Below are 23,796 nucleotides of genomic sequence, written 5' to 3'. Positions count from 1 at the left end.
TGTGTTTTTTTTTTTTTAAAAGAAAAAGAGGGAAGAGAATACCCAAGGGGAGGTCTGGTGGGCGGGGAGATGTTTAAAAGAGAGAGAATTTGACAAGAAATTGAGCTTTCGATAATTTCTTCCCCCCCACGATCCACTGCCCGCTTGGCCGTTTTCTCACTCGCATACAACCACCGCAACCGCCTCGGCTTCGTTTGATCCCCCGCCGTTATCGTTTTTTCCTTCCCGGTCTTCTGGTCGCGGTAGTACGCGATGATACCTGTGTAATCCCCCTTGTTTTCCTCCGCCAGATCCTCAACGTTGTCTTCCGGCAACTTGCTCTCCAACTCCAGGCTAACCGTGTAGCCGCCGTCCGCACTCAGGCTGTGCTGCACATTCCCGCCGTACCAGATGATCTCGTCGATTTCCTCCTTCACGCCCTGGAGTGTGTACGTCAGCTCGGGGATCAGGTCGGGGCGCCCCATTGCGAGGCTGTAACTGAGCGTGGCACTGCCGCGTTGCAGGCGTCGGAACTCCGCACGGGCGGCGCGCAGGGCTGACTGCTGGTCGCTGTACGTATGGCGTAGATCCTTGAGGTTGTCGCCACCACCCGCAATGGCTTCCTGTTTCTTGGCGCTGTTCACGTCGTAGTAATAGGCCCGCACGCCGTCATAGCTGTCGCGGTCGGCTTGCAGGTAGCGGTGCTGGTCGCCGTCCTCGCGGGTGAGGGTGATATGGGGCAGGTCCATGCCGCTGGCGGTCTTGCCGCCGCCCGCCGGCAGGCACAGCAGGCAACCCGCTTTGACGCTGGCCACCGCGTCGAATTCTTCGCCCAGCCGGCTGATCAGGTTGGCGTCGGATTCGTTGGCCTGGTCGAGCTGCAGGATGGGCAAGCCGTCGAGTGCGCCGGCGATGGCGGCGGTGAGGCCGTTGCCAATGGCGATATCGCCCAGGACTTCGCCGAGTGTGGTGTTGCTCCAGCTGCGTTCGCGTTTGGTTTTTAGGCCCTTGCGCAGATCTGCCGATCGAGCGCGGATGCTGAGCACGTCCGGCGCGCCGCTGTGTTCGGTTTCGTCGACGGTGTAGGTGCCTTTGTCCACCAGGCCTGTGTCGCTCCAGCCCAGCCACAGCCGCAGCACGGCGCCCTTGGGGGGGATCGACAACAGCCCGTCGTGGTCACTGAGGGTGATGCTGAGTTGGTCGGCCTCGACGCCGCGGTTGTCGGTCAGCTCCAGGGTCATCAGCCGCGGGCTGATCAGTTGGGCGATGTCGAGGCCGTCGACGGTGAGTCGAAACGCTGGCACCGGGTAGGCCGCATCACGCATAAAGCGCTCGGCGGTGTTGCTCAGGTAGCCGGTGACCTTGGAAATGATGGACTCAATCAAAACAGACCTCGCAGGATGTTCAGGCCGATGCTGGTACCGGCTCCGAGCAGGTCAATGCGGTCGTCGTCGGTGCGCTTGAGGCTGATGGTGAATTCAATGCGCCGTGGGGTGCCGTCGCTGAAGAAGATGGTCTTGGTCTCGCTCAGGCTTTCGATTACCCACAGGCCGTAAATCCGGCCAGTGCCTTCGACCATGGGCCAGGCCTTGCCGGTATTTGCCATCAGGCGAATGGCGTCGAGGCTCAGGGCGCTGCCGGCCAACTCGGGGAAGATGGTGCCGGGGAGGGTGATGGAATCGTCGCCACGCCCGACGAACTGGCGCGCGGGCGCTGCGCCGACGCGGTTGTTGCTGGCGTGGCGCCAATCGGTTTGGCGTTGCAGCTCCTGGTAGGCGGCGGTGTGGAGGCTGAACACGAACATGCCGAGGGCCATCATCATGGTGGTTAGTCCTGGTCAGAGAGTTTGCTGCGCTGACGCGCTTTCTTTTCGTTTTCGATGCGGGCGAGGATGGCGCGAAGGCTCTTTTCAAGGCTTTGCATGTCTGTGCCAGGCCCTGCCGCCATTTCGATTTGGTACACGTCGTGGCTGTCGTAAACGATTGTTGGCGATGCGCTGCCGATTGGCGGTTTGGTATCCACGGCAAACGCCGGCATGGCTGTGGCACCAAGGGCTAGCGTGCCGGCGGCGGTCATCTGCTTGCTCATGCTGGTCAGGGCGTCCAGCGGGCCTTTCTGCCCACCTTCCAAGCCCTGCGTGAGGCCGGCCATGGTGAACCCGCCCAGCTCCGCGAACACACGCGACGGGCTGTGGATGCCGAGCTTTTCCTTGAACCAACCAATGCTGGCGTCACCGATCGAACCGATGGCCTCTTTAACGGCGCCAAGCCCGGCCGTCAGCCCGTTGATCAGGCCGTTTACGATCATGCCGCCGAACTCGGTGAAGCGGCTCGGCAGATCAACGCCCAGATAACTCAGCACGCCGGCGAAGGCCTGGTACAGCAGCCCGAGCGGGCTGAAGTTGACGAGGGTGGTGATGATGCCCGCGATGCCGCCGCTGAACCCGGCTTTGATCTCGGTCCAGGCGTTGACGAAGTAGCTCTTCACCGCGTCCCAGTTCCTGTAGATCAGGTAGGCACCGGCGGCCAAAGCGGCCACGACAGCGGCGATGATCAAGACTATCGGGTTCGCTGCCAGCCCCCACAGCGCTACGCCTACCGTGCGCAGGGCGGTCAGAAGTGCCCCGCCCATTGTCGTAGCCAACATGCGAACGCCCTGGGCAAACATGGGGAACACGTTGCGGGCCAGGCCTGTCAATGTGGGGAACAGCTTGCCGATCATCTTGCCGACACCGCCACTTTGCAGGCCGAACATGGTCATGCCGTAGCGTAGCACTGCGAATGGTCCCAGCATGCTTGCCATGGTCAACGCCAAGCCGCCGAAAACGAATGCCAGTCCAGCAATCGCGGCCATAACTTTGACCAGGCCACCAGCCAGCTTCGGGTTCTCCCTGGCCCAGGTGCCGATGCTGTTAGCGATCTCGCCCAGTGTGTTGATCAAGTCCTTCAGATCGGGCGCTACAGCTGCGCCGAACTCTGCCATGGCGTTGGTAAAGCTACCCTCGGCGGCTTCCATGACGTTGGTCAGAGTACCGAGTTGTTCGTTGACGCGGGTGCGCAGATCGGCCTGGGTTTGCAGCTTCTGCTGGACCTCCCGATATCCCGCCAGACCCTTGTTCATCATGGCGTCCAGAGTCGACATCGTCTCTGCATCGTCCCCGAACAGCGTCTGTTTTATTTCTGTTCGGTCGATATCGTTCAGGTCTTTGAGTTTCTCAATTTGCGCATACAGATTTTCCAGACCAGCAAAGTTGCCTTTATCGTCCGTAAAGTTAAACGACATCCCTGGCTTAGATTTCGCGAGCGCTTTATTCGCTTTGTCGACCTTGTCTTGATTCAGCCCTGCCTGAAAGATTTTGCGGAAAGCATTGCCTGCGGAACCGCCATCCATAGCGGCCTGGTCCATCATGATCAGCAGCGGCGCCAGTTCCTTGGCCGCATCGATCCCTGACTTCTTGATCACGTCCATTACCGGGGCGATCTTGCTGAAGCCCTGGAGCATATTGCCTGGGTCCACACCGGCGTAGAAACCGCGCTGGATGGTGTCCATCAGGCCCATCATGTCTTTTTCGGTGGTGCGCGTGGCGTCCTGCATCTTGGCCGCGAATTCCGCCGCCTCTGTGGCCTCCATCTTCAGTTGGACGCCCAGGTATGCAGCGGCCTCACCGGTGCCACCGAGGATGCTCTGTGCACTCAGGCCCTGGCGCCGGAGCATGGTCATCATGTTCTGAAAGTCAGCCGTGGTGCCTGGCAAGCGGTCACCCAGCTTGGTGGCCAGGTCGGTGATTTTCTGGAAGTCCTCCGACACTTTGCCGGTGTCGTCCATCATCGACACCTTGAGCTGCGTAGCCGAATCCTCATTCGGCGCAAAGGCCTTGATTGTGGCCGCAACGGGGCGGCTGGCGGCATAGCCAACACCCAAGCCGGCGGCGCCGTTCACGGCGAGATTGCCGGCGGCGCGCTGAGACTTTTCCATCTGACTGCGGGCCACTGCCGCCTTTTTATGCTGGGCGCTCAGTTCGGCCATGCGCTTGCCCTGCGAACTGATACTGGCGTTGGTGGCGTTGATTTGCTCGCGCAGCTGGCGCTCGTGGGTGCCAAGGTTCTTGGTGCTGATGCCGGCGTCGTAGAGCTTCGAACGCAAACCTTGCAACTGCTCGCTTTGTTGCTGGTGCTGCTGCTTGAGCCGCTGGGCCTCGCGCACGGCGGACTGAAAACTGCGGGTCATTGCCCTGGTAGGTGCACCCGTCGCGGCAAACTCCTGGCTGAGGCTTTTGACGCGATCACGGGCGACGGTCAGGGCAACACCGGTCTGTTCGGCGGCGGCGCGTTGAGTCCGCCAAGCGCTGATATCTTTTTGCTGGCTGTTGAGTTCTTTGAGGCTGTCGCGGGCAGCCTTGAGGGCGCGGGCCGTCTCAAGGCTGCCTTCGCTGATGTGCTTGAGCGGGCGCGTGGCTTTGTCGATGGTACTGAGCAGCACCTGTAGTCGCAGATCATTGCCCATCTTTCGAACTCCGCATCCTGGCGCGCTCGCGCCATTCCATCAGCTCTTGCAGGCCCAACTGATCCATGTCAGCCGGTGCCCAGTGAAAAACCACGGCCAAGTCGGCCATGGCGTCGTCTACGCAACGAGGAATGCATCCGCCTTCTTCGATTTCTGTAGCAAAAAACCACACACCTTGGTGCCGAGCGCGAACAGATCCGCAGGGTCCATCGACGTGACTTCAACGGCTGTGAGGGTCGGATTGCTGATGCGCGGCACCACTTTTACCAAGCTGTTGACGTCGATTTGCAGCAGCTCGGCCAGGCTCACACCGCGCAGTTCACCCGCGTTGGGTTTGCGCAGGGTGATGCTTTCGATGGTGGTGGTACCACGGCGGATCGGCGTGTCGAGGATGACGGTGTTGTCGTCGGCCAGGGGTTGCACGTCGGGTTGTTCGGTAACTTCGTCTTTCATGGGTAGAGCTCCTGGTGATAAAGGGGGTTAACGATCGATGCCGGCGATCAAAGGCCGATGGCGCTGCGGTGTTTCTCCAGCATGTCGACGCCGCCGACCTTCTCGATGAAGTTGAGCAGGTCGATTTCGATGATGTCTTCGTTGTCGACGGTCAGCTTGTAGTAGGTGCAGGTGGTGGTGATGGAGTGTTCGGTGTCTTCACCGGGCTGGGCGTCGCCCATTTCGATGGTTTCGTGACGGCCGCGTACGGTGATTTCCACTGCGCTGACTTCACCGGTGTCGTCTTGCTCAAACGAGCCCGCGAAGCGCAAGGCCACGCCCGATGCATTGACCGCGCCGAACTGCTTGAGCACCACCAGGTCGAGCCCACCGAGTTTCCACTCCAGCTGGATGCCGTCGTCGGAGAAGCCCAGGTCGGCCTTGACCGGGCCGCTCATGCCTCCGCCGCGATACGCTTCCATCTTGCGGCCCAGGGCGGGCAGGGTGACGGTCTTCACTTTGCCGGTGTAGCCACCGCCGTCGTTGAACAGGTTCAGGTGTTTCAGTTTGTGGGGCAGGGCCATGGCGATGTTCTCCGGGGTTATGGCACGGGGTTAGCTCCCCTCGCGGGGAGGCCCGGTTTAAGCGTTGACGGCGGCGGCGAACTGCATCAGGTAGCTGTCGGTGATGCGCTGACGCAGGGTGAGGTCTTCCAGGGGCGGCACGGGGGTGTAGTCGTAGTCCAGGGTCAGCTTGCCGGCCTTGAGGGTGTCCTTGTCATTGATGTCTTCCGGGTACCAGCACTGCCCGCCAATCAGGTAGCCCTGGGCGACCAACTCGCGGATCTTGGCGTTGATGCCGTTGACGATGTCCTTGACCAGGGACGCGTGCATCGGCTTGTCCATGGCCCACATGTGCGCCTCGGCCATGGTGTCAGCCATGATCTGAGCGGTACGGGTGTAGTTTTCGAACGCAAACAGCGGGTCGTCGCTGCATGTACGGCTACCCCAGAAGCGGAAGCCCCCCTCGTTGATCAGGGTGGTCACCTCGTTGCTGTTGAGGTAGTTGGCGTCGGTGGCCGGGTTTTGCAGATCCCAGAACACGTCGGCGCTGATGCCGGTCACGCCGTTAACGGCGACGTTGGAGAGGGTTTTGTGCCAGCCGGTTTCCTTGTCAATCTTCGCCCGCAGGCCCAGGGCGCGGGCAACCGCCGAAGCGGTAACGGTTGCGCTGGTGACCGTGTCCCAGTTCTGGAACTCCGGCCAGATCACCATGACCTCACGAGCGCCGAAGTTTTCGCGGTAAGCGACCACCTCTTCCTTGGTTTTGCAGTCCCACGCGCTGACGTAGGCGAAGGCGCGCAGGTCCTGGGCAATCGATACCAGGGCCGTGGCCACCGGCTGGCTGTCGAGACCTGGCACGCCGAGAATGCGCGGCGTCATGCCCACGCGGGACTTGGCGGCGAGCAGGGCTTTCATGCCTGTGTATTTGCCGTCGGCGGTGGTGGTGCCGATCAGTGCGCTGGTGGTGGCGGCTTCGTCGGCGCCTTCCTTGACCCGCACCACGATGGTGTAGGGCTTGGTCTGGTCGGCAATGGCTTGCAGGCTGGATGCCAGGGTGCCCTTGACGCCGGCCTTGGCGATTGCGGTTTGAACGTTGGTCAGCAGGACGGGGGTGTCCAGCGGGAACGCGAGTGGGTCCGCATCTTCAGCCGTACAAACCAGGCCAATGACTGCGGTTGCGATGGTGCGAATGGGGCGAGTGCCGTCGTTGAGTTCGAGAACCCGCACGCCGTGGAGATAGTCGGCCATGGGTGGTTGCCTGCGCTGTGATGGAATGACAGTGCACAGGCTGCCGCGCGCGCGGCGAATGGGCGAGCTGGCGGCCTTGTAGGGTGGTTGACTACAAGGCGCCAGCTGATTGAGTTGGGGTTATTGGGTTTGGTAGGCGATCCAGTCCGGTGCGGCAGGGCGCTGTTCGCTATCCGGGAAGGCGGGCGACTGCGGCCAGTCTCGCAGCGCTTGTATGTATGCCAATAGTTCTGCGAACTGCTCAGCAGTGAGAGTCGTCTGCTCCGACATTTCGACCTGATCCCGGTGGCGCTCGCGCAACCACATGACCGAGGATAATTCAACGTTACGCCACTCCCGCTCCTGTGTGACTGGATCAGGCGGTTCCACATCAACCAAGTAAGGCAGTCCATTTTCGTCATGAGCACGGACCTTTCCAGGCGGGCGCTCTGCAATGACGTCGCGGTATAACTCCTCTGTAATCGGGATGGCATCCACGGGAATGTCACTGTGAACGCCAACGAAGTAAGTTGACTGAGTTAAGCGGCTGTAAAATCGTTGCATATACCCCCCTTAGCGCCCAAAGGCCCAATATCCAAAGCCTGGTGTCCCACTATTCGCTCGGGCGCGGAATTGAGCAGAACTTAGTTTTTCAACCGCGACATATTCCATTGTCGTCACGCCAACATCGCCACCCCAAACTTGATAGCACTCATTGGGGAATGCCATCGGATAGCTATGGGTTGTAATTGCAGTGCTAGTGTTCTCAGTCCCCCACTGCCAGCCAAATCCACCAAGCCACTTCGGCAAAAATATGTAGCCGTTAGTACCAAGGCTCATCATCAAGCCAAATCGTTGCTTTTTAGGCGTGACAATTGTGGTGTCATCGACCCCCAGATCTACCTGCGCCTGGGTCGCAATTTTCGCGATACCCGAGAGCAGCTCAGTGGCTTGAACGATCAGAGCGGCGAGGGCGGTTGAGAACTTTTTTGGGGTGATAAAGGTGGTGTCATCGCTGCCACTGTTTGTCTGGTTTTGCGTAGCAACTTTGGCCCAGCCGAACACCGTCTCTGTTGCCTGTGTCACCCGTGCCACGATGGCCTGCCAAACGCGCAGGGCTGTCATCGGTTTGACGTTGTCCTGCTCCGACTGCGCTTCGGCCTCGGCCTGCGTGGGGATCTGGATGCCATAGCCCGCCAGGGTGGTGGGGTTGGTACCGGCAATCACGCGGCCATTTTTGTCGACCGTCACTTTGGTGTAGGCACCCGCGCTGACGCCTGTGCGACCGGCAACCATTTCGAACGCCAGGGCCGTGGTGCCCAGGACAATCGGCGCATCCGTCACCAGTTGCCAAACGCTGTCGCCACTGACCGCGCCTTTTTCAACGCTGACGAACAGCCCCGGTGTCACCTCGACACTGGTATCCGCATCCTGCGCACGCTTCCATACACCAGCCGCAGGAACAACGTAGATGCCATTGTCTTTGGCCTGGGTCTGATCTTTCACCAGCACCCTGGCGCCGGCCGACAACAACTCGCCGTCGATGGTCTGGATACCGCTCAGCACGATGTTTGCCGTGGTGGCAGCCAGCACCGAGTGCTTGTAGTCCAGCTTCGACAGCGCCTCTACCACGACGGTGTCGACGTATTCGCGGGTCGCCAGTACGACGCTCGGGTCAATCTTCAGATCAATGTTGGCCGTGCTGCTGACGATCAGGTTGATTCGAATCACCTGTGTGCGGCCGGAGCCCTGGGCCAGCAATGGTTTATAGGTCGGCGCGCAGTTGGCAACGGCCACCATGTCGCCGTCTGCGTCGTACAGGGCAAGCTCGCGCACCCACCAACCGCCAACGGTCTCCGGGATGATCTGTTCGGCAATGATCACGCTGGCGTTGGCTGGGTCGACCTTGACTTGATTCAACGGCGCACGTCGCAGTTCGTTGATCAGCTTGGTTTGTGTGCGGCTGGGGATAGGGTCGGTGCCGTTGGCGTCCCCCACCGCCATCTGTGCGAAGGTCCAAGAGGTGCCCAGGGCAGCGGCGTTGGCCTGCTTGGCTTCGCCGACGGCGGTGAGGATCGCGAAAAACTTGGTGGTTTGGTCGGTCATGGGTAGATGTCCATCGTGTCGATATGATGTTCGCGGCCACTGGTGCTGTACACGCCACTGACGTCGATATCGCTCTGGGTCGGTGGGTAAACGCTGAGTTCGTCGCCTTCGTATACGCAGGCCCCGATAAACACGGAGCCTGTGCTTTCCAAGCTGATAGCCAGGCCGGTCAGTGGGCGGGTGAGGGGCTTGGCGTCATCGATCAGCCAGGTCAGCTCCAGGTACATTTCTTCGGTGATACCGGTGTCCAGCACGCCGACCTTCAGGGCAAAGGTGCCGGGTACGCCTTCGGGCACGGTCTGCCACCACTCCATCACCTCGATCAGGTAACCCAGCGGCTCGACCACGCGGCGCAGGGCGCCGATGGTGCCTTTGTGCGCGTGGATGTAGCGGGATGAACGGATGGCGGCGCGCTTGGTGGCTTCGCTCCAGTTGCTGTCCCAGCGGTCGACGGAGAAGGCCCAGGCCAGGTAGGGCAGGGCCACCACCGGGCAGGTGTTCGGGTTGCACAGCTGCCGCAGCGGGATAGGCACTCGCTGGATGTGCGCGAGGGCCTGCGCCGCTTGGTTTTCAAGCAACGTGGAGTTGTTCGGTAGCAGCTGCTGGGCGCCCATTACTCGGCACCCCGCGTGATGGTGACGCTGTCGCAGTAGGGCGCCTGGGCTTTGGTGGCGACGATATCGACCCAGTTTTCCAGCTCTACCTTGCGCACACCTTCGACGAACAGCGCGGCGTGCAGGGCGGATTCCGACACTTCCATTGCCAGGCGCCGGCGTTGGTGGACGTAGGCCAGCAAGCGTTGTTCAGCCGCAGCCAGAATCGGCTCCGACTCGGGGCCACTGGTCAGCAAGTAGAGCTTGGCGTTGACCTGGTAACGGACGATCTCTGCGCCCTGGACGGTCAGGCGGTCGGCCACGGGACGGCGGTCATCATCGCTCAGGTACTTTTTGACTGCGGCGACCAGGTCGGCAGGCGCGCTACCGTCGCCAAGCAAGGCCTGCACGGTGACCACCGCCACGGCAGGTGATGGGCTTTCGGCGGTGGCGTCCGCAACCCGGCCGTCTGCCCCTCGGGCATGGAAAATGTAGCTCTGGCGCGGGCCGGCAGTGCTCAGGCCCTCCCAAGACATCTGCGCCCGTTCGCGCAAACTGTCGTCGCTCTCCATCAGTCGCGCTACAGGCGGCGTCGCCATTGGCTGGGCTTCCTGAACCACCAGACGCTGGACGTTGAAGTTACCGGCCAATTGGTCCAGATCGGGGCCTTTCGCCAGGGCCAGCAGGTTGGCAATGGACGCTTCATTCACCCGCTGACGCCAGATGGTTTCGCGGTAGGCGTTCTCTTGCAGCAGTTTGGCCAGGGGCTCCGAATCCATATCAAGGCGGGCGGCAATCTGCGCCTGCTCCTCGATCGGCCACAGGCTAATCATGTACGCCTTGCGCTCGGCTAGGATCAGTTCGAAGTCGATCTGCTCGACGATCTGCGGCGCCGGGAGCTGGCTGAGGTCAATTGCGGCAAAGGAATTCATACGCCGCCACCCATCTGCAACGGCACGCTCAGGTTCAACGGCTCATTGCTGTCGACGACAGAACCTTCCAGCTCCAGCACCGACTGCCCTTGCAGGTTCGCGCCGACGAACTGCACGCGGCTGAGGCTGATACGGGGTTCCCAGCGCATCAACGCCATGACCGTGCCCGAGTAAACGCGCAGGCGCGTGGCGTCGTTGAAAGGGTGGTCCACCAGCTCGGGCAACAGGCTGCCGTATTCACGGCGCATTACGCGGGTGCCGATGCGGGTGGTGAGGATGTCGGTGATGCACTGGCCGATGTGGGCCAGGTCGCCGATGGCGGCGCCGGTTTCTCGGTTCATTCTGGTTTCCCCGTCTTCGCGCTGCCTACCAGCACACCGCCGTGCAGGTGCTTGACCAGGCTGACGGTGGCCGCGATCACGTCTTCGGAGACGGTCACGAGGCCGACCACGTTCTGGTTGCCGGTTTGGTTGTAATCGCCCTGGTGATTGATGGGGCCGATGATGTTGATCCCGCCCTTGCTCACCAGACTGGTCGTGCCGCTGTCGGGCAGGGTGGCGTTCAAGTGATGGGCGACGCTGTCGTACTCAATCACCGCGCCGTCGGCGTAGGTGCGACGGTGCAGGCCGGCGCGGTTACCGTTGGCGGGGATATGGTCACTGAACAGACCTGTTACGACGACGCCATTGGCAAGTTGCCCGGATGGGCTGAAAAGGATCACCTGTTCGCCTTCGGTGGGCGGGTCCCATTCCTGGTCGGCGCCCGCACGCAGGGCGAGCCACGGCAACCAGGCGGTGGTCAGTGAGCCGGTTTTTACCTGCACGCGCGGGGGCTCCATCTGCACGGCGGCGATGAGGCCGAAGCGGATGAGGTTTTCCAGCATGCGGGAGAGGGCGGCGAAGTCGTTCATGGCGCCGATGGTGGCGCCACGCGCGTGCGAGTGCAGCTTCATCACCTTGTAGGGAGGGGAATTACAGTGTCAGGTGCGCAAGCAAACCGTCACGGATCAGATCAAGGTCTGCATCTGTAAGGCCAAGCACCTCACGTTGTTCGTATCGCACATCGGGAGCGCCGCGCTCTGCACGATCTTTTAGACCGTATTGGTGAACCCTGGCAATCCGGGCTATACGCCCAGTGAAACCAACGGTAATGGAGTTACTGTCGCCACGTACTTTCAGATATGAGGCAGTTCTGATCTTTTTGAACATTGCCAGCTTTCGCCGAATACGCCCCTGCTTGCCGCGCAGGTTCCGCTGCTTACGCGGTGCAAACTTAGTCCCGTCCGGGTTTTCCTGGGCCATCATGCGCTTCTGCTGACTGCGGCGCAGCTCCTGCCCAATGCTCCGAGCCAGTTTGCTGCGCTCCCCCGGTTCCAGCCGATCCAGCAGCACCGCCGCCCAGGATTCCAGCGCTTCCAGGTTATTCGCCACCAGGCACTCTCCACTCACTGGTATTGCCCTGGGCCCCAGGCTTCCAGTTCGGATCAAGATAGCCCGCCACGTACTGCGGTTCGTTCGGATGCTTCACGGTGGTGTTGCCCTGGTCATCCTCTCCGACGACAACTCGCTCTGTCAGCTGCAGGGTAATGCTGAGATCCACCTTGTTCTTGTCCAGGATGTCAGCTTCGAACTGGATGCCGTCTTTGACCTTGTCGAGGTTTTCCAGCAGCTCGGACTGGTTGACGCTCAGCCAACCCAGGATCGGCAGGATAACGCTGTCGGGGTGGCCGGCGAACTCGGTGAGGATGATCTGCAGGTCAAAGCTATATTCAAACGATAGGGTGTTGGCAGCAGTGCAGCGGACCTTGCCGTTGTCGATAAAAATCAACAGGCGGTCGGGGTTGTGCTTGAACTCGGCGACGGTAGCCAGGAGGTGGGCGCGCAGGCTTTCCGGCTTGTTCATGGGTTGGCCTGCTGGTGTTTGTAGACCATATCGACCTGATTCGCGCAGTCAGCCCAGGCGGCTTCGGCGCGGTCTTCGTCGGTCAGTAGGTCACCGTTGTTGAGCGGGCCTGTCGCCGGCAGGTGGCACGGCACTACGGCCGGACAGCCAGTCACGATAAGCGGCGGCGCCGGTGAGGGCGGGGCGCTCGCGCAGCCGGCGAGCAGCGTCAGGCAAAGGCTGATCAGCCCAGTTCCGCAGTTCGTCATTTTCAAGTTTCAGCTCCTCTATTGTTCGCTCGCGTTTGGCCAGGCTCTGGCGCAGCTGATCCTGCTGGGCGCGCAGGTTGCTCTGTGCATCGCGTTCCTGTTTCAGGGTGTCGATTAGGGTGTTGGCGGTTTTCAAGTTGCGGTCGGCGTCGTCGCGAGCGGTCTTGGCCGCATCTTCTGCCCGTCCGATTTTGCCTTCAGCGACGTCGATGCGTGTTTCCTGGACCCAGATCAGCAGCGCCAAGGAACCGAGCAGGGCGAGGCCATACAGGGCCTGGCGCAGGGGACTCACGCGCGGTACCAGCCAAGTTTGTTCATGGCCGCTGTGTCGAGCTGCTTGAGCGGACCGCGCACGATCACGGCCCGGGCGCCGTTCATGATCTGGATGGATTCGGCCAACAGCTCCATGTCGCTCTGTTCGGTCGACTCCGGCACCACAAGCAGATCGCCGTCCTTCACCCGTAGCTTTTCCAGCGCTTCGAAGTCGATCATGCCGCCACTCCTTTGCCACACTCGCAAGCGGCGTGCCGTTCGTAGGCGCGCTGGAGCTTGGTGTCGTAGAGATTCCGCAGATAGTCCGGCCCGTTGTAAAGCCTTGCGAACTCAGCCCATTTACGGCCCTTCAGCGCCTTGTGCAGCACTGGGTCGGTTTCAATGAAGCGAACGAAGGCGTCGAGCTGCTGCGATTCGCCGGCACTCATCGCCGCGACGAAGGCCTGCACGCTGGCGTAGCCCAGGCGTTTCCAATGAAAGCCCATGATCTGGAAAGCGCCCCAGGAAGCCGACTCCAGGGCGGCCGTGTCGTCGATCAGGCGAGCCATGGCCAGGCGCTGGTGTTCGGAGGTACCGCCGATGTATCCGCCGGGCTTCGGGTTGATCAGGGCAGGGTTTGCAGTGGCGAGCTGATCGGCATGACGTTTGAGTTCGGCTGCGTCATCGCCAGCATGTCGAGCCGTGGCGATCTGGCGGTACATGATGTGCCGTTCGAACAGGATCACCGGCTTGCCGTTGTCGAGGAAGCCTTTGCCCTTCGATTCCACCTCATTGACCGCATAGATGCTCGCCAACGGCACCTCGAGGCGTTCGGCAGCAGCCACCAGATCGTTGTTGCGCAGCAGCTGGGCGCAGTCGCCACCGGCCAAACTGGTTTGGGTGTTAGTACCTGCGATGCCGTCGGCGACCAGGCCGACTTTGGCTTGGAAGGCGCGAACTGCGGCTTCGGTGGTGTCGCCGTAATGCCCATCTGGCAAAAGGTTGGCGCCGTTCTTGTTGAGATTCTTTTGCAGCATCAGCACCGCTTGCGAGCGGTCGCCGTGGCGTAGGGTAGTGGTCATGCGCTGGGCCTCAGCAGGGCGGCGACGTTGCCGCGTGAACGGAAAATCAGGGTGCAGAGCAGTACGATGGACACGGCCTGCCAGAGGCTAGTGGGCTGGCGGTCCAGAAGTATTTCCAAGCCGCAGATACACAACGTGGCGCCAAACAAGCTTGCCAGCAGCGAGATGCTGCGCCGAAATCGCGCATCGCCTCGGGTGTAGCAAGCCAGGCGAAGAGCGCTGAGCAGGTAGGCGACTGCCGTGACGAGTTGAACAGCCAGTTCGATGTTCGGCATATCAGGTGCCCCCTCTGATGCGACGCCAGATGTCCCAGATATCCGCCTTTTCCACCCACATCATCAGCTTGATGCTGATCGGGATGACCACCAGGGCACAGATAAAGGCACTGCCACCGCTGGTGATAAACGGGATTGCTTGCAAGGCCATCGGCGCGAACAGGTAGCCCACCCCGGCCGACAGGAACAGGGAGCCCAAGCGCTGCCAAACCTTCAGGTCACGCTTGAGACTGGTCACCAGCCACGCGCCGAGCACTGCGCCGAACAGCGCACCGTCGTCGATGACGGGCGTTACGGTGGACAGGCCCAGACCAATGAGCAGACCAGTCACAACGCTGGAAGTCGGATCAGCCATGGTGTGGTTTTCCTTGGATGCAGGGGGTCAGTTCCATAGCTGCACCATCTGCCGCTGGGGCGCGCTGGTTTGGGCTTCGGGCATATTGACGACAAGGCCTTGCGGCAGGATCGGGCCGTGGTCTGCCAGGCCGGGGTTGGCTTCAAGCACGGCTTCGGTGACGCCGGCGGTGCGGCCGTAGAAACGCCAGCAGAGGGCGTCGACGGTGTCGTTCTGATTGGTGCGGACGGCGACGGGCATCAGATCAGCTCCACGGTAGTGCGGCTGATCCCGAGGAAGTCACGGACAGCCCAGCGCAAATCGCGGCGGTAGTCGTCGATGGTTGGGGTGGTCTCTTCGGCTCTGTCGTTGCCCGTATTGGTCGCACTGTAGTCGCGATAACGTTCGCTAACTTCGGCGCCGGTACCGGCCTCGATCGCGCGGCGGTAAAGGTGGGCCTGGACCGATAAGTCGTTGATCTTTTCGTCGGGTACGTCGTCTAGGGTTGCGTAGCCAGCAGCCAGTTGCTTCGCTTTCCACGACTTCAATTCACGGTTGAGGTTGATGGCTGCGGCGATTACGGCGGTTTCCAGACGAGCCGGGGTGACGCTATTGTCGATGCGCAGAGTAGCCCGCAGCTGTTCAAGGTCGATTGAGGGCCAGAATGGGTCGGTGTTGATGTGACCACCGGTGACTGGTCCGCTGGCTACGAATGCGCTCAAAGGGAAGGACCTCGAATGTCCGCGCGGGTAACTTCGCGCCGGATCTGCTGCCGAGTGAATTCGGGGTGTTGCTCACAGAGGCGGTCCAGCGCTCGCAGGGCGTTCCGATTCGAGAGGCCGATCTCATGCGTGTTGGCCGGCATGATGGAGCCGTGCTTGATGGGGCCGGTGCAGACGGTGCGGTCGTAAGCCTCTATTTCCGTGATGTACTGTTCAGCCGCAGCAGACAGACGCCTTTCGGATTCTGTAAGAGTGAAATCACTCTGGTAGAGGTTGGCAAAGGCGGTGTTCATGACTGCTCCGATAGATCGCCGGTGGTCGGGGCTTCACGTTCAGGAGGAGCGGCCTGGCCGATCCGCCCCGAGCCGGCGGGGTGCGTGGGGACGCTCGGTTAGCTGCCGGGGGCAGCGTGTTTTTTGAGGAGACGCTCGACGCGCTCCAGATCCTTTTTTCCGCCGCAGCTGCTGTGCAGATCGATGGCTTTGCTCAGATGAGCCTTTGCCACCACCAGAAAACCGACGTCAGTTGTCGTGAGGTCTTCATTCGGGACTTTGGCAGCGTTTTCCTTACCGATTGCCAGGTGTAGCTTGGCGCGGGCTTGGTCGGGCATGTCCTGTTCGGCGGTGATGCGCTGGGCTTGCTCAAGAATCCACAACGGGAAACTGTCGCCAGCCTTTTGTGCTTTAAGGGCCGCTTCGGCGATTTCCTCGGCGATCAATGTGCCGGTGGAACGCTCGAAGCGGTCCGGCATTTTCAGACCGTGCTTGATGACGTATTCGGCGATCTGCAGCGCTCCGGGGTAGCCGCCGGCATCAATGCACCAGAGCATGATGGTGGTGAGGACCTCGTCTTGAGCACCGTTGCCGGCGTCCAACACACCCTGCACGTAGGGTTCGTACTCAGGGATCAGTAGCGCCTTGAGTTCAGCTTTGCCCTGGTTGGACTGCACCTGCTTCAGACGCGCGCGGTGCTGAGCCAGCTGGGCAAGTTGGTGCTCGTAGGCGGTTGCGCCTTCCATTGAAGTGGCCGGCGCGGTTGCAGCGGACTCAATGGCTGCGCGTTTGCGCAGCTGGTTGCGTTGGGCAGGTGTCTGGTGCATGGCGTGCCTCTTAGGCCTCGGTCGGTGCTGGGTAGTTGACGGCCGTGATGTCTTCCACCAGGGCGACCAGGCCGAAGTCTTCGATAACGTAGGCTTCGTTCGAGGACTGGTAGTCGGCGATTCGATCCAGCTCGGGTTCGTCTTTCAGGTGACGGCGACGAGCACCGTTCTGGTAGTAGATCGAAAGGTTGCTGAGGGTGGTGACCAGCACGGTGTTATCCGGGAAAAACGGGGCGTCGACGACCGGCAGGCCACCCAAACGGGCGCGGCTGACAATCTCTTGAGCGGCGTTTTCTTCCTGGTTGGAGTCGGCCCCCTTTTCCACCGCTGCCAGCAGTTTGCTGTGCATCAGATTGCGTGAAACCAATACGCGCAGGTCCGGGCGGGTGCGGTGCCATGGGTCGAGCATCTGGATGGCGTCGAACACCAGGCCGTCGAGGTTGGCGTAATCGCCCTCGAATACGGTGTCTACCCCTGCAACTTTGATGACTTTGCGGGGGCCGATGGCGGCGGCGTCGAGCACACGATCATCGGCACTGAGGCGGATTTTTTCCAGCCAACCGATGTTGACGTCTTGCAACAGAGGATTGGCGGCACGGTTGGTGGTTGCAGCGGCGCTGGTGCCGTTGAAGCCGATCATGATGCGGTCCAGCGCCTGGCGCAGGATGATCGCGTTGCTCAGCTTGACTTGGAAGTCTGGAAACTTGGCCCAGGCATCCAGCAGGGCGTAGGGGAACGCGCTGTCGAAGTTGGTCTGCTTGCAGATGTAGGAGTCTTTACTCAGCGTGCTGCGACCCAACGGACTGCGGCGAGTGCCACCGGAGGTATCGGTGCGGCTTGCGACCGGGCCATTGACGCCCAGCAACAGGGCTTCGCCGGATTGTTCGTCGACGCCGATGATGTTGATTTGCTTCAGGAAGCCATCGGACTCCTGCACTGCAACTTCCAGTTTCTGCTGGATGCTCGGGTCGACACTGAATTTTTCGTGGGCACTGGCTACGCCATTGAGCAGGGCGATCTGCACGGCCAGGGCTGCGAAGGCGAAGCGTGTTTCTTTACGCATGGGGGTGTTCTCCGGTGAATAGGCTTGTCGGTGTTGGCCGTGGATCAGTAAGCAGTCAGTACGGTGCCGTCGCCGCCGGTGCTGAGCGGACGCTGTTGCTGGCTGAGGTCAGCGGTTTGGCCGAGCTTGGTTTTGAGCGTTTTCAGCTCGGTATCCAGGCCGGTGAACTGCTTTTCCAGACCTGCCAGGGCCTTGCCTGAGGTTTCGGCTTTTTCAGCCTGCTGGGTGGCGAGGGTTAGCAGGCTTTCCAGCGCTTCACCGATGTCGGAGAAAGTGGTGGCGTCCTTGCCTTCCTTGTCCTTGCTCAGTTTGATGAACTCACCGAGCTTGGCCTTGATGGCTGCAAAAGCACTTGGCTGGTCGGTGACTTCTTCGAATTCGAATTCGGCTTCTTCGGCGGCGCTGAACAGGTTGTCTTTGTCCTGTTTGCGCCCGGCCAGGGTGCCGTGCGTGGCGCTGAAGCTCAGGGCTTCGGTGCCCAGGCTGGCAGGGGTGTCAGTAATGGCGAGGCCGACCAGGTAGGCCTTACCGCTGTCGGCGAACTTCGGTTGGATCTCCACCGAGGTGTAGACCTTCTGACCTTTCTTGTTCAGGGCCAGCAGCGCTTCGTTGGGTTCGAGCTGGGCGAACAAGGCCAGCTTTTTGATGCCAGCAATGTCAACTTCTTCAGCCTTGAGCGCCAATACGTCGCAGTACGCGCCGAACTCGCCACCCGGCCAGTAACCCTTGATGTGTTCGCAGTTGATGCGAGCGCCATAGGTGTTCTGGCTGTACTGCGAGGCCATGTCGTCAATCCAGCTCCGCTCGATGATGCGGCCATCGGTGGTCGCGCCTTCTACGGCAATGCGGGTCCACTTGGAGCGGAATTTCTGTTTGGTGCTGCTGGCCATGGGGAGTCCTCGGTGCGGTGGCGGCGAACTGCCGTTGCGATGGGGGCATGGTCGGTAGCTGTGGCCTTGCGGGCAACGAGCCGCACTTGTAGTGCGCGGCCCTACAGTGTGCGGGGCGGGTGTACCACACGCGCGGGAGGCAGCATCTGCGCCATGAATGCTCTCGCCCAAATCCCAATCCGTGATAACCGTCGCCAGGCCAAATTTTTGTACTGGACGGGTTGGCGCATCACTGAAATTGCCGAATACCTGGACGAAAAAGAGAAGACCGTCCACAGCTGGAAGACCCGTGACGAATGGGATCGGGCGGATAACGTCGAGCGCATCGGCGGGGCACTGGAAGCGCGGTTGGTGCAACTGATCCTGAAGGACGGCAAGACCAGCGGCGACTTCAAGGAAATTGACCTGCTCCACCGACAGTTGGAGCGCCAGGCCCGTATTGAGCGGTTCAAGGGCGGCGGTACCGAGTCAGAGCTAAACCCGAAACTGAATGACCGCAACAGCGGGCCGAAGAAAAAACCGAGCCGCAACGAGTTCAGCGAAGAGCATATCGAGCTGCTCACTCAGGCGTTTATCGACGGGTGTTTCGGCTATCAGCTGGATTGGTACAAGGCTGGCAATCAGCGCACCAGGGCCATCCTGAAAAGCCGGCAGATCGGGGCCACGTTCTACTTCGCTCGGGAGGCGTTGATTGATGCGCTAACCACGGGGCGTAACCAGATTTTCCTGTCGGCGTCGAAGAATCAGGCCCACATTTTCAAGTCGTATATTCAGTCCTTTGCCAGGGAAGTCGTCGGCGTCGAGTTGACCGGCGATCCCATCACGCTGGCGAACGGCGCCGAGCTGCACTTCCTGGGCACCAACGCCCGAACGGCCCAGGGCTACCACGGCAACTTCTACTTCGACGAATTCTTCTGGACGTTCAAGTTCAAGGAACTGAACAAAGTCGCCTCGGGCATGGCGATGCAGAAACAGTACCGCCGCACCTACTTCAGCACCCCGTCGAGCATGGCCCACGAGGCCTATACGTTCTGGACAGGGGAGCGCTTCAACAAGGGCAAGCCTGCCGCCAACCGTATTTCCGTTGATGTGTCCCACGATGCCCTGCAACAGGGGCGGCTGTGCGAGGACAAGGTGTGGCGGCAGATCGTCACGATTCTGGACGCCGAGCAGCGCGGCTGTGAACTGTTTGACCTTGAGGAACTGCGCCAGGAGTACGACGCCGAGGCGTTCCAAAACTTGCTGATGTGCCAGTTTGTGGATGACGGGGCAAGCATCTTCCCTCTGTCGATGTTGCAGTCGTGCATGGTGGACAGCTGGGTTGAGTGGGTTGAGGACTACAAACCGCTGGCACCGCGTCCGCTGGCCGACCGCCAGGTGTGGCTGGGCTATGACCCGGCAGAAACCGGCGATAGCTCCGGCCTGGTGGTTGTGGCGCCGCCGATGGTGCCGGGCGGTAAATTCCGGGTGATCGAGCGGCATCAGTTCAGGGGGATGGACTTCGCGGCGCAGGCCGAGTCAATCCGAATGGTGACCCAGCGTTATTGGGTGACCTATATCGGCATCGACACCACAGGCATGGGCTCTGGCGTGGCGCAGCTGGTGCGGCAGTTCTTCCCCGGTCTGACAACGTTTAGCTATTCGCCAGAGGTGAAGTCGCGCCTGGTGATGAAGGCTTATGACGTGATTCACAAGGGCCGGCTGGAGTTCGACGCCGGCTGGACGGATTTCGCGCAATCACTGATGGCTATCCGCAAAACCATCACCGCCAGCGGGCGGCAGTTCACCTATACCGCTGGGCGTAGCGAATCAACCGGCCACGCCGACCTGGCCTGGGCGCTTTTCCATGCACTACACCACGAACCGCTCGAAGGGCAGACGGCTGCCAACACCGGGCGGATGGAGCTTTTTTGATGAGTACAGACAATCAGGTGGCGGTTGCCACCGAACAGGCTGTGAGTGAGCACAAGTCGGTTGCATTCACGTTCGGTGAGCCGGAGTCGGTGCTGTCGGCCAGGGAGATATTCGATTCGCTGGAATGCTGGTTTAACGGACGTTGGTATGAGCCGCCGTTGTCGCTGGATGGGCTGGCCAGGTCGGTGAAGGCCAGTGTTCACCTTGATTCGGGGCTGCGCTTCAAGCGCAACCAGCTGACCCGAACTTTCATTCCGCACAAGCTGCTGACCCGCGAGGCGTTCGACCAGTACGCGCAGGACTACCTGGCATTGGGCAATGGGTATGTGGAGGCACGGCGGTCATTGCTGGGCACGACTGTATCGCTCAAGCCCGCGCTGGCGAAGTACATGCGGGTAGGGAAGGACGGGCACTTTTTCCAGGTACAGGGCTGGAAAAATGAACACGAGTTCGACCAGGGCAGCGTCTTCCACCTGCGTGAGTTGGACCTGCATCAGGAAATTTACGGGTTGCCGGAGTGGCTGTGCGCATTGCAATCGGCCCTGCTGAACCAGTCAGCGACGCTGTTCCGCCGCAAGTATTACGAGAACGGTAGTCATGCGGGGTTCATCCTGTACATGACGGACGCGGCGCAGAACGAATCCGATATCGATGACCTGCGCACGGCGTTGAAAAACTCCAAGGGGCCGGGCAACTTCCGCAACCTGTTTGTGTACGCGCCGAACGGGAAGAAGGAGGGCATTCAGTTGATCCCGGTGAGCGAGGTGTCGGCCAAGGACGAGTTCAACTCGATCAAGGATCAGACCCAAGGCGATGTGCTGGCGGCGTTGCGGGTTTATCCGCAGCTGATGGGCATCGTGCCGAAAAACGCGGGGGGCTTTGGCTCGCCGAAGGAAGCGGGGGAGGTCTGGGCCACCCTGGAGCTTGAGCCAATTCAGACGCGCTTGGCCCTTCTCAATGATTGGGTCGGCGAGGAAGTCGTGCGCTTCAAGCCTTTTGAACTTGGAGCGGGGGAGAAATAGTACCCCCGCGCAGTAAACGAGGCGACGAGCTGGTGCGCTAACACCCGCTCGACGCTGAATCACTCGAACACGCCGAGTGCTCCAACCAAGGCCTCGCCCCACTGCGCAGGGGGTGCGAAGCCTAAGCGAATCCAATTGTCGAAACAAGGATCACTTATGAGCACACCGATAATCCCGTGGATGGGCGGCAAGCGTCGCCTGGCAGATCGCCTTATTCCGCTGTTCCCGCCACATCACTGTTACGTCGAGGTCTTTGCCGGCGGCGCAGCGCTTTACTTCATGCGCCCCCAGGCTGCGCCGGTTGAAGTCCTTAACGACATCAATGGCGACTTGGTGACGTTGTACCGCGTGGTGCAGAACCACCTGGAAGAGTTCGTGCGCCAGTTCAAGTGGGCACTCAGCTCCCGCCAGGTGTTCGAATGGCAGAAGATGACCAGGCCGGAAACGCTCACCGACATCCAACGGGCTGCGCGATTTTTCTACCTGCAGCACCACGCGTTCGCGGGGAAAGTCAGCGGGCAGACCTTTGGCACGGCCACCACCGGGCCGGCGATAAACCTGCTGAGGATTGAGGAGAACCTATCCGCTGCCTGGCAGCGCCTCTCCGGGACCTATGTTGAGAACCTGGGCTGGTTGGAATGTGCTGAGCGTTACGACCGGCCACACACCTTCCACTACATGGACCCGCCTTACTGGCAGACCGCCGGTTACGGAGTGGACTTTCCCTTTGAAAACTACGAGCGGATGGCCGAGTTCATGCGGCGCTGCAAGGGGAAAGTGATGGTCAGCATCAACGACCACCCCGATATTCGGCGTGTGTTTGATGGGTTTCACTTTGAGACGGTGGACATCCGCTACAGCACGGCGAACCAACGGCAGGGGAAAACCGAGGTGAGCGGAGAGCTGGTGATTATGAATTGGGAGCCAGCAGCACTGGGTGGTCTCTTCTAGAGCACGGGCTCGATCAAACTGGCGTCCTTGTTTCTCACGTTGCCCACGGCGATGCTGACTTTGAACCATTCAAAGGCCTCGGCCGGCTCGCCCTGGTGCAACACCATCTGCTCGGCACGCTCTTTTGGCGTTGCCGGGTCCAGCCATTCGCGGGCAAGCTCCGGCGTCAAAACCACAGGCCTTCGGTCGTGAATGTCCACCATGCCGCCGGCACTGTCGGCGGTGATGATCACGAAGCCGTCATGCTCGCCTGGGCCTTCATCTGCGTCCGGTAATTGGCCGATGGCCGCGCACAAGATGGGCGCCCCGTCCCGCCTGCGGATCAGGTAGGGCTGTTTCTTCGGTCCACCGTCATCCACCCATTCAAACCAATTGTCGATAGGCGTGATAGCACGGTGCGGCCAGATCGCCCGGAAGAATGGGCCGTGGGCGACCTTCTCGACGCGTGCGTTGATCGGTGCGGCGCGGTCTTTCGCCCAGTGCGGTCGCCACCCCCAACGAACCGGATCTGCGTACAGCAATTCGCCTTGCAGGTGCAGCAATGCCACCTGGGTCGTGGGAGCCACGTTGTACCGCTCGATCGGTTGGTCACCCACTGAGTTTGCCAGGGCGTTAGGCATGCTCAACGCCGCAACGAAGTCATGGATTCCCCTGTACTGCGACAGCCTTCCGCACATAGCCAAACCCTCCTTCCGTTTGATCTTAGACAATCGTGGTGGGTCGAGGTCTCATCTCGTTGACGATTCGCTTCAGGCCTTCGGCTTCACGCTGACTCACGCCCAGTGACGTCGTCAGGGTGTCGATCTGCTTTCGCATCTCAGCCGCTTCGCCGCCTCTCTGACGGAGGTATCCGGCGAACTCGGTGTTCTTCGCCTGGGTAGCCAGCAGCATCTGACTGATTCCGAAAACATCCTCCCGCGCTTTGCGCAGTTGCACGTTCAGTTCCTGGATCTCGTTCTCCAGGAGGCGACAGTGTTGCCGGTACATTTGCAAGGGGGTAGGGAGGCCAAGCCAGCCAAGGGTGTCTTCATCGATGTTCATGGGGGCGAATCCAATACTGTATACGTATACAGTAATCTAGGTTTTCCCGTGACGCGATTTGAGGCGACGAACTGTAGGAGGGAGGGGGACTTTGGGTCAGAAAAAGTCAGCTGGGATAAATGAAAGTTTGCCCTTCACCAGCATGAAAAAACCCACTCCAACATAGCATTTGCAGGGTGTCACGGCAAGCCAAAGCAGCTGCGCGGCCCAATAAACACGGGGTCTCGGCAGCTGCGCAGGCGCCACTCAGCGAGCCGCCATCAGGCCGGGGAGTTGGCGTGCCACAAAGAGGGCTACAGGCGTGCCACGCGGGGCAGTGACGTGCTTCACCACTCGGCGCGCGCCGTCGTCCCCCCACCTCGCCTGCGGGCTAAACGGGTCGTTTTTTCTGCGCACCTGCGGACCATTCACAGCCGCCCAGGCTGGGGCTCTGCTCGGCGTTGTGGGGAGGTTAAAAGCCTGCGGAACCCTGCGAAGGTGGGTAGTTTTCGCAAAGCTCACAAACGCGCATGAGTAGCCAAATCCAGTTGGTGCCTCGGGAAAAGGGTTAGGTTTTTTTTGAGTGGGGTGTGTTCGGCTGGAGGCCCCGTATTTGCTGGGCTAGAGACCTAACTTCGATGGGTTAGGTTGGGTTAGGTTAAAAGTTAGGAATCTATAACTATATGT

General features: G+C 60.7%; 31 protein-coding genes and 1 pseudogene. 3 read left to right on the top strand and 29 right to left on the bottom strand.

What is annotated here, in order from left to right; genetic code table 11:
• The 27 genes and pseudogenes from GIW69_RS25000 to GIW69_RS24870 form a co-directional block, all read right to left on the bottom strand.
• Window positions 1-1,364 (bottom strand): phage late control D family protein (locus tag GIW69_RS25000; RefSeq protein WP_236485447.1); only part of this gene is annotated, 1,364 nt, incomplete at its 3' end.
• Window positions 1,361-1,801, bottom strand: a complete 441-nt coding sequence (locus tag GIW69_RS24995; protein WP_236485446.1) for a phage tail protein — start codon at window positions 1,799-1,801, stop codon at window positions 1,361-1,363. The genes GIW69_RS25000 and GIW69_RS24995, both read right to left, overlap by 4 nt.
• A 5-nt stretch (window positions 1,802-1,806) precedes the next feature.
• Window positions 1,807-4,482 carry a phage tail tape measure protein gene (locus tag GIW69_RS24990; protein ID WP_236485445.1) on the bottom strand — a complete coding sequence of 892 codons (2,676 nt, stop codon included), beginning with the start codon at window positions 4,480-4,482 and terminating at the stop codon, window positions 1,807-1,809.
• A complete protein-coding gene (locus tag GIW69_RS24985; RefSeq protein WP_236485444.1) occupies window positions 4,472-4,591 on the bottom strand; it encodes a GpE family phage tail protein in 120 nt (39 codons plus the stop codon). Before GIW69_RS24985 ends, GIW69_RS24990 begins: the two co-directional genes overlap by 11 nt.
• Before the next feature lie 8 nt (window positions 4,592-4,599).
• Window positions 4,600-4,935, bottom strand: coding sequence for a phage tail assembly protein (locus tag GIW69_RS24980; protein WP_236485443.1), 336 nt, complete (start codon window positions 4,933-4,935; stop codon window positions 4,600-4,602).
• 47 nt (window positions 4,936-4,982) lie between these two features.
• Complete coding sequence (locus GIW69_RS24975; RefSeq protein ID WP_236485442.1) at window positions 4,983-5,498, bottom strand: phage major tail tube protein; 516 nt, start codon at window positions 5,496-5,498, stop codon at window positions 4,983-4,985.
• Between the two features lie 57 nt (window positions 5,499-5,555).
• Complete coding sequence (locus tag GIW69_RS24970) at window positions 5,556-6,725, bottom strand: phage tail sheath protein (RefSeq protein ID WP_236485441.1); 1,170 nt, start codon at window positions 6,723-6,725, stop codon at window positions 5,556-5,558.
• Between the two features lie 120 nt (window positions 6,726-6,845).
• Window positions 6,846-7,268, bottom strand: a complete 423-nt coding sequence (locus GIW69_RS24965; RefSeq protein ID WP_236485440.1) for a phage tail assembly chaperone — start codon at window positions 7,266-7,268, stop codon at window positions 6,846-6,848.
• Between the two features lie 9 nt (window positions 7,269-7,277).
• Window positions 7,278-8,810, bottom strand: coding sequence for a phage tail-collar fiber domain-containing protein (locus GIW69_RS24960; protein ID WP_236485439.1), 1,533 nt, complete (start codon window positions 8,808-8,810; stop codon window positions 7,278-7,280).
• Window positions 8,807-9,424: a phage tail protein I gene (locus GIW69_RS24955; protein WP_236485438.1), complete on the bottom strand. Its 618-nt coding sequence runs from the start codon at window positions 9,422-9,424 to the stop codon at window positions 8,807-8,809. The genes GIW69_RS24960 and GIW69_RS24955 overlap by 4 nt, the downstream gene beginning before the upstream one ends.
• Complete coding sequence (locus tag GIW69_RS24950) at window positions 9,424-10,335, bottom strand: baseplate J/gp47 family protein (RefSeq protein WP_236485437.1); 912 nt, start codon at window positions 10,333-10,335, stop codon at window positions 9,424-9,426. Before GIW69_RS24950 ends, GIW69_RS24955 begins: the two co-directional genes overlap by 1 nt.
• Window positions 10,332-10,676 carry a GPW/gp25 family protein gene (locus GIW69_RS24945; protein WP_236485436.1) on the bottom strand — a complete coding sequence of 115 codons (345 nt, stop codon included), beginning with the start codon at window positions 10,674-10,676 and terminating at the stop codon, window positions 10,332-10,334. The genes GIW69_RS24950 and GIW69_RS24945 overlap by 4 nt, the downstream gene beginning before the upstream one ends.
• A complete protein-coding gene (locus GIW69_RS24940; RefSeq protein WP_236485448.1) occupies window positions 10,673-11,245 on the bottom strand; it encodes a phage baseplate assembly protein V in 573 nt (190 codons plus the stop codon). Before GIW69_RS24940 ends, GIW69_RS24945 begins: the two co-directional genes overlap by 4 nt.
• Window positions 11,246-11,306: 61 nt before the next feature.
• Window positions 11,307-11,765, bottom strand: coding sequence for a phage virion morphogenesis protein (locus tag GIW69_RS24935; protein WP_236485435.1), 459 nt, complete (start codon window positions 11,763-11,765; stop codon window positions 11,307-11,309).
• A complete protein-coding gene (locus GIW69_RS24930; RefSeq protein WP_236485434.1) occupies window positions 11,755-12,237 on the bottom strand; it encodes a phage tail protein in 483 nt (160 codons plus the stop codon). Before GIW69_RS24930 ends, GIW69_RS24935 begins: the two co-directional genes overlap by 11 nt.
• Window positions 12,234-12,485 carry an Rz1-like lysis system protein LysC gene (gene lysC / locus GIW69_RS24925; protein ID WP_236485433.1) on the bottom strand — a complete coding sequence of 84 codons (252 nt, stop codon included), beginning with the start codon at window positions 12,483-12,485 and terminating at the stop codon, window positions 12,234-12,236. Before lysC ends, GIW69_RS24930 begins: the two co-directional genes overlap by 4 nt.
• Window positions 12,412-12,777: pseudogene (locus GIW69_RS24920) on the bottom strand (Rz-like lysis system protein LysB); the annotation flags it as partial. The pseudogene GIW69_RS24920 and the gene lysC, both read right to left, overlap by 74 nt.
• Entirely contained in the window at window positions 12,774-12,977 is a 204-nt protein-coding gene (locus GIW69_RS24915) for a hypothetical protein (protein ID WP_236485432.1), read from the bottom strand. The gene GIW69_RS24915 and the pseudogene GIW69_RS24920, both read right to left, overlap by 4 nt.
• Window positions 12,974-13,819: an N-acetylmuramidase family protein gene (locus GIW69_RS24910; RefSeq protein ID WP_236485431.1), complete on the bottom strand. Its 846-nt coding sequence runs from the start codon at window positions 13,817-13,819 to the stop codon at window positions 12,974-12,976. Before GIW69_RS24910 ends, GIW69_RS24915 begins: the two co-directional genes overlap by 4 nt.
• On the bottom strand, window positions 13,816-14,094 hold the full coding sequence (locus GIW69_RS24905; RefSeq protein WP_236485430.1) for a phage holin family protein: 279 nt from the start codon (window positions 14,092-14,094) through the stop codon (window positions 13,816-13,818). The genes GIW69_RS24910 and GIW69_RS24905 overlap by 4 nt, the downstream gene beginning before the upstream one ends.
• Before the next feature lies 1 nt (window position 14,095).
• Window positions 14,096-14,449 carry a putative holin gene (locus GIW69_RS24900; protein WP_236485429.1) on the bottom strand — a complete coding sequence of 118 codons (354 nt, stop codon included), beginning with the start codon at window positions 14,447-14,449 and terminating at the stop codon, window positions 14,096-14,098.
• Window positions 14,450-14,476: 27 nt separating this feature from the next.
• Complete coding sequence (locus tag GIW69_RS24895; protein ID WP_065882266.1) at window positions 14,477-14,689, bottom strand: tail protein X; 213 nt, start codon at window positions 14,687-14,689, stop codon at window positions 14,477-14,479.
• A complete protein-coding gene (locus GIW69_RS24890) occupies window positions 14,689-15,150 on the bottom strand; it encodes a head completion/stabilization protein (RefSeq protein WP_236485428.1) in 462 nt (153 codons plus the stop codon). The genes GIW69_RS24895 and GIW69_RS24890 overlap by 1 nt, the downstream gene beginning before the upstream one ends.
• Window positions 15,147-15,443 (bottom strand): hypothetical protein, encoded by a 297-nt coding sequence (locus GIW69_RS24885; RefSeq protein WP_236485427.1) that lies wholly within the window; start codon window positions 15,441-15,443, stop codon window positions 15,147-15,149. Before GIW69_RS24885 ends, GIW69_RS24890 begins: the two co-directional genes overlap by 4 nt.
• 98 nt (window positions 15,444-15,541) lie before the next feature.
• Complete coding sequence (gene gpM, locus GIW69_RS24880) at window positions 15,542-16,249, bottom strand: phage terminase small subunit (protein WP_236485426.1); 708 nt, start codon at window positions 16,247-16,249, stop codon at window positions 15,542-15,544.
• A gap of 10 nt (window positions 16,250-16,259) precedes the next feature.
• Complete coding sequence (locus GIW69_RS24875) at window positions 16,260-17,312, bottom strand: phage major capsid protein, P2 family (protein ID WP_236485425.1); 1,053 nt, start codon at window positions 17,310-17,312, stop codon at window positions 16,260-16,262.
• A gap of 44 nt (window positions 17,313-17,356) precedes the next feature.
• Entirely contained in the window at window positions 17,357-18,202 is an 846-nt protein-coding gene (locus GIW69_RS24870) for a GPO family capsid scaffolding protein (RefSeq protein ID WP_236485424.1), read from the bottom strand.
• Between the two features lie 153 nt (window positions 18,203-18,355).
• Between GIW69_RS24870 and GIW69_RS24865 the strand changes: the two genes are divergently transcribed.
• From GIW69_RS24865 to GIW69_RS24855, 3 genes are all read left to right on the top strand, one after another.
• Complete coding sequence (locus tag GIW69_RS24865) at window positions 18,356-20,116, top strand: terminase ATPase subunit family protein (RefSeq protein ID WP_236485423.1); 1,761 nt, start codon at window positions 18,356-18,358, stop codon at window positions 20,114-20,116.
• Window positions 20,116-21,138 carry a phage portal protein gene (locus tag GIW69_RS24860; protein ID WP_236485422.1) on the top strand — a complete coding sequence of 341 codons (1,023 nt, stop codon included), beginning with the start codon at window positions 20,116-20,118 and terminating at the stop codon, window positions 21,136-21,138. The genes GIW69_RS24865 and GIW69_RS24860 overlap by 1 nt, the downstream gene beginning before the upstream one ends.
• Before the next feature lie 156 nt (window positions 21,139-21,294).
• Window positions 21,295-22,089 carry a DNA adenine methylase gene (locus GIW69_RS24855; RefSeq protein WP_236485421.1) on the top strand — a complete coding sequence of 265 codons (795 nt, stop codon included), beginning with the start codon at window positions 21,295-21,297 and terminating at the stop codon, window positions 22,087-22,089.
• On the opposite strand, the gene GIW69_RS24850 is transcribed toward GIW69_RS24855, so the two are convergent.
• Both GIW69_RS24850 and GIW69_RS24845 read right to left on the bottom strand, forming a co-directional pair.
• A complete protein-coding gene (locus GIW69_RS24850; protein ID WP_236485420.1) occupies window positions 22,086-22,766 on the bottom strand; it encodes an SOS response-associated peptidase family protein in 681 nt (226 codons plus the stop codon). The genes GIW69_RS24855 and GIW69_RS24850 overlap by 4 nt on opposite strands.
• 25 nt (window positions 22,767-22,791) lie before the next feature.
• The gene (locus GIW69_RS24845; RefSeq protein WP_236485419.1) at window positions 22,792-23,130 is read right to left on the bottom strand and encodes a hypothetical protein; all 339 of its coding nucleotides are present in this window, start codon (window positions 23,128-23,130) and stop codon (window positions 22,792-22,794) included.
• Window positions 23,131-23,796: the final 666 nt, after the last annotated feature.

Source organism: Pseudomonas syringae (assembly GCF_021605415.1).
In the GTDB taxonomy this organism is placed as follows: domain Bacteria; phylum Pseudomonadota; class Gammaproteobacteria; order Pseudomonadales; family Pseudomonadaceae; genus Aquipseudomonas; species Aquipseudomonas syringae_S.
This window is presented reverse-complemented; position numbering and strand designations above follow the sequence as displayed.